Origin of the sequence: Brucella pituitosa, assembly GCF_965577835.1 — a bacterium.
In the GTDB taxonomy this organism is placed as follows: domain Bacteria; phylum Pseudomonadota; class Alphaproteobacteria; order Rhizobiales; family Rhizobiaceae; genus Brucella; species Brucella pituitosa.
Genome location: NZ_OZ264092.1, coordinates 1,169,737 through 1,177,500, shown reverse-complemented (window position 1 = coordinate 1,177,500; position 7,764 = coordinate 1,169,737). Strand labels below are relative to the sequence as shown.

Genomic DNA, 7,764 nt, shown 5'->3' with positions numbered 1-7,764 from the left:
AGTTATGGCTAAGTGGGAAAGGATGTGAGGATCCCAAAACAACCAGGATGTTGGCTTAGAAGCAGCCATCATTTAAAGAAAGCGTAACAGCTCACTGGTCTAAATAAGGGTCTTTGCGCCGAAAATGTACCGGGGCTAAAGCCATACACCGAAGCTGTGGATGCACGTATGTGCGTGGTAGCGGAGCGTTCCGTAAGCCTGTGAAGGGACAGTCGTGAGACATCCTGGAGGTATCGGAAGTGAGAATGCTGACATGAGTAACGATAAAGGGAGTGAGAGACTCCCTCGCCGAAAGTCCAAGGGTTCCTGCTTAAAGTTAATCTGAGCAGGGTTAGCCGGCCCCTAAGGCGAGGCCGAAAGGCGTAGTCGATGGGAACCACGTTAATATTCGTGGGCCTGCAGGTAGTGACGGATTGCGTGTGTTGTACATTCTTATTGGATTGAATGTGCAGCGAAGCGGTTCCAGGAAATAGCTCCTGCATATAGACCGTACCCTAAACCGACACTGGTGGACTGGTAGAGAATACCAAGGCGCTTGAGAGAACTGCGTTGAAGGAACTCGGCAAAATGCACGCGTAACTTCGGAAGAAGCGTGACCCTTCTATAGGCAACTATTGGAGGGTGGCACAGACCAGGGGGTAGCGACTGTTTACCAAAAACACAGGGCTCTGCGAAGTCGCAAGACGACGTATAGGGTCTGACGCCTGCCCGGTGCTGGAAGGTTAAGAGGAGATGTGCAAGCATTGAATTGAAGCCCCAGTAAACGGCGGCCGTAACTATAACGGTCCTAAGGTAGCGAAATTCCTTGTCGGGTAAGTTCCGACCTGCACGAATGGCGTAACGACTTCCCCGCTGTCTCCAACGCAGACTCAGTGAAATTGAATTCCCCGTGAAGATGCGGGGTTCCTGCGGTTAGACGGAAAGACCCCGTGCACCTTTACTATAGCTTTACACTGGCATTCGTGTCGACATGTGTAGGATAGGTGGTAGACTTTGAAGCAGTGGCGCCAGCCATTGTGGAGTCATCCTTGAAATACCACCCTTATCTATATGGATGTCTAACTGCGGCCCGTTATCCGGGTCCAGGACCGTGTATGGTGGGTAGTTTGACTGGGGCGGTCGCCTCCTAAAGAGTAACGGAGGCGCGCGATGGTAGGCTCAGAACGGTCGGAAATCGTTCGTCGAGTGCAATGGCATAAGCCTGCCTGACTGCAAGACTGACAAGTCGAGCAGAGACGAAAGTCGGTCATAGTGATCCGGTGGTCCCGCGTGGAAGGGCCATCGCTCAACGGATAAAAGGTACGCCGGGGATAACAGGCTGATGACCCCCAAGAGTCCATATCGACGGGGTTGTTTGGCACCTCGATGTCGACTCATCGCATCCTGGGGCTGGAGCAGGTCCCAAGGGTATGGCTGTTCGCCATTTAAAGCGGTACGTGAGTTGGGTTCAGAACGTCGTGAGACAGTTCGGTCCCTATCTGCCGTGGGTGTAGGAATATTGATAGGATCTGTCCCTAGTACGAGAGGACCGGGATGGACGTATCTCTGGTGGACCTGTTGTCGTGCCAACGGCATAGCAGGGTAGCTATATACGGACGGGATAACCGCTGAAGGCATCTAAGCGGGAAACCCACCTAAAAACGAGTATTCCCTATCAGAGCCGTGGAAGACTACCACGTTGATAGGCCGGGTGTGGAAGTGCGGCAACGCATGTAGCTTACCGGTACTAATAGCTCGATCGACTTGATCATTCTCATTTACAATATCCATCGAACCAAGTTCGATAGTTTGTTTTGTCCTCACGCTGTCGCAGCTAACGCTGCTTCGCTGCGGACGGCGCGTCGCACAAGCGACGGCACACAGTCGTGTGCTTATTGTTTATCAGCGTTTATCGCTGAATTATCTGCACGAAAGACAACCAGCTTCTCATATTTGTGTTCTTCGCCGACCTGGTGGTTATGGCGGAGCGGCTGCACCCGATCCCATTCCGAACTCGGCCGTGAAACGCTCCAGCGCCAATGGTACTTTGTCTTAAGACACGGGAGAGTAGGTCGCTGCCAGGTCTGCTAAGCACACAAATCATCAACATCTTCTCATAATCATACAAAACAGCATTCATCAGCGATAAGCGCAAAAAAATACCAAATCCGGTCATACAAATTAAGCCCTTAACGCGGGGTGGAGCAGCCCGGTAGCTCGTCAGGCTCATAACCTGAAGGCCGCAGGTTCAAATCCTGCCCCCGCAACCACTTTTGTCATAAGTCGCTAGAAATAGACGTATAGTCAAATGCTTAGGCCGCCTCCGGGCGGCCTTTTGGTGTCTGGGGCAGAGGCAACATCGGTCGCTTGGGTCCGAAGTGGCTCACATTGTGCCGCGCATAGACCTGTGTGCCGGTAAGCATGAGCGTCGCGCAGGTGTGATAGGGCGTACTCGGCCCACTGCGGACGTTCGTAGAAGGAAGGGATGTCGCACTGTAGCTTCCCCAAAGCAGTCATCCGGTATACGTATCTTCTCAATTAGAATTTCGATGTGGGTGAGCATGATTAAGTACAGAACTCTTATTAGTGCCAACGCCACACAAGAAGAGGTAGATACCTTCGTTGAGTTGGTTACGTCTGGTGGTGCCGTTGATGAAAAGTATGTCCGAATGGGCGTGGTTCGTCCGGGTGCTCAGATCATTTTCGCTGAAGTTGCAGGCCAAACAGCTGGTGTGGCCGCTTTAAAAGTGCCATCGGTCGAATACCGATCTGGCCTGCAAAGTGCCGCGAAGGCGGACTACTCGCTACAGGAAAGCGAATATCCGTATGAGCTCGGATATGTCTCGGTTTCTCCCGAACATTCAGGCAAAGGTATAGCGAAAGCATTAGTAGCAGAAGTGATGCGCCTCGCAGATGGAAACGGCATTTTTGCGACTACGAGCAACCCGACAATGAAAGATGGCGTGCTGCCGCCCTTCTCATTCGTTCTTGCTGGTAAGACTTGGCAAAACGCATCGGGTGACACGCTCAGACTTTTGGTTCGCAAGTCACACAAAATGACATAGTCCAGTAGTTTTCGGTCCTGAGTCGACATTCGTGCCAGGCGCGGCAGATGGCTGGTCCCAGCCCAAAGCGTGCGTACGTACCAGCTGCGGCGAACGCCCGGTCCCCGTGCAGAAGTCTTGTAGGTCTTTGAGAGCTTGGAAGGTTTGTGTAACATCAGTCTGCCAAGGCCACCTTGCCTGATCGCACAAGTTTGACCATGATCTGGGAAACTTCCTCTGTTCCGCACAGAGGTTCAAGTAACTTGCAGAAGAGACTTAGGAAAAATTGATGGTCAAAAAAGAAGAATTTCGTGCGGCAGCAAAGCTAGCGGTTCAGAATTTGATAAAGCATGGTGACACCGATATCTTCCCGCTTACTTTTGAGGGGCATGCAATATACGATAGCCCAGATAAATTCGTTGACCTGATATGTGAATACGAAGCGAATTTAGAGGTGGTTCGGGAAATCTGGACAGCGGAGATAAGTGGAATTTCTGCCTGACTTCGGCTTAGATGCCGAGAACAGGAGATACCATGACGAGACGACCACGCCGGAACCACAGCCCGGCTTTCAAGGCAAAGGTGGCGCTTGCCGCCATTCGAGGCGAGCAGACACTGGTGGAATTGTCCCAGCAGTTCGACGTGCATGCCAACCAGATTAAGCAGTGGAAAGACCAGCTCCTTGAGGGGGCGACCGGCGTTTTCGGTGATGAGAACAAGGCGGAACCGACAGGGCCAACCGTTGATGTCAAAACGCTTCATGCCAAAATCGGCGAACTGACGCTGGAGAACGATTTTTTGTCCGGTGCGCTCGGCAAGGCGGGATTGCTGGGCGGAAAGAAATGATTGACCGCGCGCACAAGCTGTCGGTTGCAAGGCAGGCCCGGCTTCTCGGCTTCAGCCGTAGCAGCGTCTACTATTCTCCACGATCAGTGTCGGACAGCGATCTGGCTTTGATGCGGCGGATCGACGAACTGCATCTCGACTACCCTTTTGCCGGAAGTCGGATGTTGCAAGGGCTTTTGAGAGGAGAAGGGCTGGAAACTGGGCGGCTTCATATCGCAACGCTGATGAAAAAGATGGGCATTGAGGCAATCTATCGCCGCCCGAACACCTCGAAGCCAGCGCCAGGGCACAAAATCTATCCCTATCTCCTGCGCAAGCTGGCGGTCACCCGGCCCAACCAGGTGTGGGCAATGGATCTGACCTATATCCCCATGGCGCGTGGTTTTGTCTATCTCTGCGCCGTCGTGGACTGGTTCAGCCGCAAGGTTTTATCGTGGCGACTGTCGATCACGATGGAAGCGGCCTTCTGCATCGAAGCGGTTGAGGAAGCGCTGGCCCGCTATGGCAAGCCGGATATCTTCAACACAGATCAGGGATCGCAGTTCACGTCCATTGACTTCACCACCGTGCTGAAGAAGGCGGAAGTCGCCATCTCGATGGATGGCAAGGGCGCGTGGCGGGACAATGTCTTCGTCGAGCGGCTCTGGCGGTCGATCAAATATGAGGAGGTTTATCTCCACGCCTACAAGACCGTGTCTGAGGCCCGCGTCGGCATCGGTCGATATCTGACCTTTTACAATAGCCGACGCCCACATTCATCCCTTGACCGGCAGACGCCGGATCAGGTCTACTTCAACGCGCTGACACCAATGATGGTGGCGGCATAATCGCGGCGGAAATCCACTTAACGAAACGCCCGAAACTGTTCAGACAAACCGAACCACCTCTTTTCGATGATTATTTGGCTCAATATCCACCATCAAACACTAACGCGCTGATCCCTGTATCTTATTACGGATTCCGATGGGGCACACAGATGGACCCCATCTGGAACGCACATTTTCTGAGCTGTGTAATTGCACTAGCTCACAAGATGGAAGCGGCTAGAATTAAATTGGACGCAGAGACAGTTTATTCCTATCGATTTCAGCCCGACGAAACTTCAGGTGATCTTTTCAATAGAGATCTAAGTTGGCATGCTTTCATGATGAGATCACTGGAGCATTGCGCAGCTTATGAATTCGTCACCACTTGTGATATTAGTGAATTCTACCCTAGACTAAACCATCACAGACTTGAAAACGCACTACTTCAAGTCGCGGGAGACACGCCTTATCCAAAAAGAATCATGGCGTTTCTAGGCAATTTCTCAAACACGCGATCCTTCGGCCTGCCGATTGGAGGCCCCGCCGCGCGAATTCTGTCGGAAATAACAATAAATCAGATTGACCGGCTACTGCAGAGCAAAAAGATTCCCTTTGTCAGATTTGCGGATGACTTCCATTTGTTTGCCGGAAGTCGGGAAGAGGCATACCGAAATACGATATTTATATCTGAGAAACTGTTTGAAAATCAGGGCCTCTCTCTTCAGAAATCAAAAACACGGATTATGACCACATCTGAATTCCGCGCGACCAGCCCTGTTCAGCCACCGCTGGACGCTACCGAAGCCGATGCCGAAGGCAAGGCGGTTGCGGACCTTCATGACCGTTCAAGAAGGCTGCTCAGTTTCTCGTTGAGGTTTGATCCCTACTCTCCAACAGCCGAAGAGGATTATGAGCAACTAAAAAAAGAAGTTAAGAACTTCGATATCCTTGGTCTTCTCAAGGAAGAATTGGCCAAGTCGCGAGTCCACATTGCGCTATCCAGAAAGATTGTCTCTGCTATTCACTACTTAGAGGGAAAAACCAAAGATGATGCAGTGTTATCTGTGATTGAGAATAGTGAAGTCCTTTATCCCATATTCTCGTCAGCACTGATAATGATGGACCGGGTGTTCGACGACTTGGGAGGGGAAGCCAAGACTCGTTTAGTTGCCAAGATAATCGAATTAATAAAATCAGAATCCCATGTTCTTAGAGTCGATGTGCATCTCTGCTTTGCGCTGCGAGTTCTTCAGCATTCGAACACAGAGGAGACCCAGCAGCTTCTCAAGGAGATATATGACGCTAGAAGGTCAGACATAGTTTGTCGCGATATTATCCTTGTTATGGCGCTTTGGGGCGAATGGTATTGGCTATCTGATTTGAGAAATAGATATCGACAGCTCAGTGACCCCGAAAAGCGGGCTCTTTTGGTCGCGTCTTACACTCTCAAGGACGAGGGAAAGCACTGGCGTGATCACATTAAGAAGGAGTTGAACCCCTTTGAGAAGTTTATCCTCTCGTGGGCTGGCGAGCGTGTAGGCAAGGGCAAAAGTGAATTTTCGCTATGATCGACGCGTCAAGATTTGCAAACCTTCATAATGCCTTCTGGGCTGAGAATACTCCCACTTCAGAGCATTTTGTGCGAAGACTTAACCTTGAACATACGGACCGATGGTCGCCGCCTATTGAAAAACCAAAAGATACGATCAGGGCGGCATTTGTTGCGGAAGTAGCATTCGCGAAATTTTGCATCCCGGTTGGATCAATCGCGTCAGCCGACGTAGAAGAATCAGCACTGGTGGAGGCAAGGAGACGACTAATCCCACTCACAGACAGCCCAAAGGATTTGGATACACCCTTGTCATTAAGCGAAGAAGGTCAAGTTGGCCGCCTTGAAGGCAGTCTGCGAGGCTTCTTCAAGAGGAGCTCTACAGAGACTATTTTGAGACCTGTTTTCAGAGGCTGCGGTTATGTGGATGCATCTGAAGGAGATATTGTCTCTGGCTCGACTTTGTTTGAAGTTAAGGCGGTAGATCGTTCGTTTAGAAGTGTTGACATACGCCAACTGATTACCTATTGCGCTCTCAATCATGCATCCCAGCAGTTCGACTTGCGCGACATTGGGCTATTCAACCCCCGTCGCGGAGTTTCATTTGAAATGGCCATAGATGATGTATGCAGGGAGATTTCAGGGCGTTCAAAGCAAGACTTGTTGGGCGAAATTGTTTCTTGTCTCTCTAGCGGCGACATCTCACGATAAAATAGAGAGTTATCGGGGGGCTTTGCAGCCCCGTCGCTCTTGTGCCCGCCCCTGTGGTTTGCTTGGGTAGTCGGATCTTTTGATTACTGCGTTTCGCTGACATTTTGACGGAGCGCAGCGAAAGACCGCTCTCCGCCCTCCTGTGCCAGACTCTTGGCGGCCGCTTCGGCGAGCCGCTCCTCCGCTCCACCGTCGCGCTTGTGGCTACGCAGAAAGGCCGCTGGGCTGCTGCGCATTGCACGGCTTAAGCGCCCCGGATCGAGGGCCAACCGGCAGCAGGATTGCAGATCGACGGCAGTAGTGACGCCGCCTCGACAGAGCTTTTCTTGCAGTGTCCATGCGAAGCTCGGTGCGTTCATAGCAACACTAGAAATTGGCGTTTTGGGCGAAAAGACCGGGATTTTAAGAGGGCAAGATAAAGCAACATGGCACTACGTCGCCAATGTTCTGAAAATTCTTGTTGTCTGCACACTGGTTAGTTGCGCCACGAGCGGCACCCTGTTTTTGGGCCTCGTGTGCCGCGATTTGGCGCAAAGCCTTGGCTTCGCTGGATTTTGACCGGCACCATAGCCGCCGAACGCCCGATATTTTTGGATTTATGTCAGAGATACGCCGATGAGTGCGGGTGACGGAAGTGGCACCCGATTGAGTATTGCATAGTGTCGATCTACGATCTGAAAAGGCAGATCGTATAGATGGCGCTCCTTACTCGACGGATGGCTGCTCCCAAGCAATGTGGTGAATCTCGTTCCGTCGGCTATGATTAGCAATGGATGACGGGACTGTTAGCGCCAAGTTCATCGTTATATTGAGTGATAGGTTTGGCCTC

At 51.6% G+C, this 7,764-nt stretch carries 5 protein-coding genes, 1 tRNA gene and 2 rRNA genes (1 of these 8 only partly in view); all 8 read left to right on the top strand.

Features of this window, described 5'->3' with window-relative positions; genetic code table 11:
- A 23S ribosomal RNA gene (locus ACSME1_RS05690) occupies nucleotides 1-1,751 on the top strand (it extends 1,157 nt beyond the left edge of the window).
- 197 nt (nucleotides 1,752-1,948) lie between these two features.
- A 5S ribosomal RNA gene (gene rrf / locus ACSME1_RS05685) occupies nucleotides 1,949-2,063 on the top strand.
- A gap of 109 nt (nucleotides 2,064-2,172) precedes the next feature.
- Nucleotides 2,173-2,249, top strand: a tRNA-Met gene (locus ACSME1_RS05680).
- Nucleotides 2,250-2,540: 291 nt separating this feature from the next.
- Complete coding sequence (locus ACSME1_RS05675; RefSeq protein ID WP_161662542.1) at nucleotides 2,541-3,044, top strand: GNAT family N-acetyltransferase; 504 nt, start codon at nucleotides 2,541-2,543, stop codon at nucleotides 3,042-3,044.
- A gap of 268 nt (nucleotides 3,045-3,312) precedes the next feature.
- A complete protein-coding gene (locus ACSME1_RS05670; protein ID WP_435654949.1) occupies nucleotides 3,313-3,525 on the top strand; it encodes a hypothetical protein in 213 nt (70 codons plus the stop codon).
- Nucleotides 3,526-3,557: 32 nt separating this feature from the next.
- Nucleotides 3,558-4,696 (top strand): IS3 family transposase gene (locus ACSME1_RS05665; protein WP_435654948.1). Its coding sequence is split into 2 segments (ribosomal slippage): nucleotides 3,558-3,816 and nucleotides 3,816-4,696, totalling 1,140 coding nucleotides; the frame shifts between segments, so codons are not numbered across the junction.
- 149 nt (nucleotides 4,697-4,845) lie between these two features.
- A complete protein-coding gene (locus ACSME1_RS05660) occupies nucleotides 4,846-6,243 on the top strand; it encodes an RNA-directed DNA polymerase (protein ID WP_435654947.1) in 1,398 nt (465 codons plus the stop codon).
- Nucleotides 6,240-6,935, top strand: coding sequence for a hypothetical protein (locus ACSME1_RS05655; RefSeq protein ID WP_024896904.1), 696 nt, complete (start codon nucleotides 6,240-6,242; stop codon nucleotides 6,933-6,935). Before ACSME1_RS05660 ends, ACSME1_RS05655 begins: the two co-directional genes overlap by 4 nt.
- The last annotated feature ends 829 nt before the right edge of the window (nucleotides 6,936-7,764 follow it).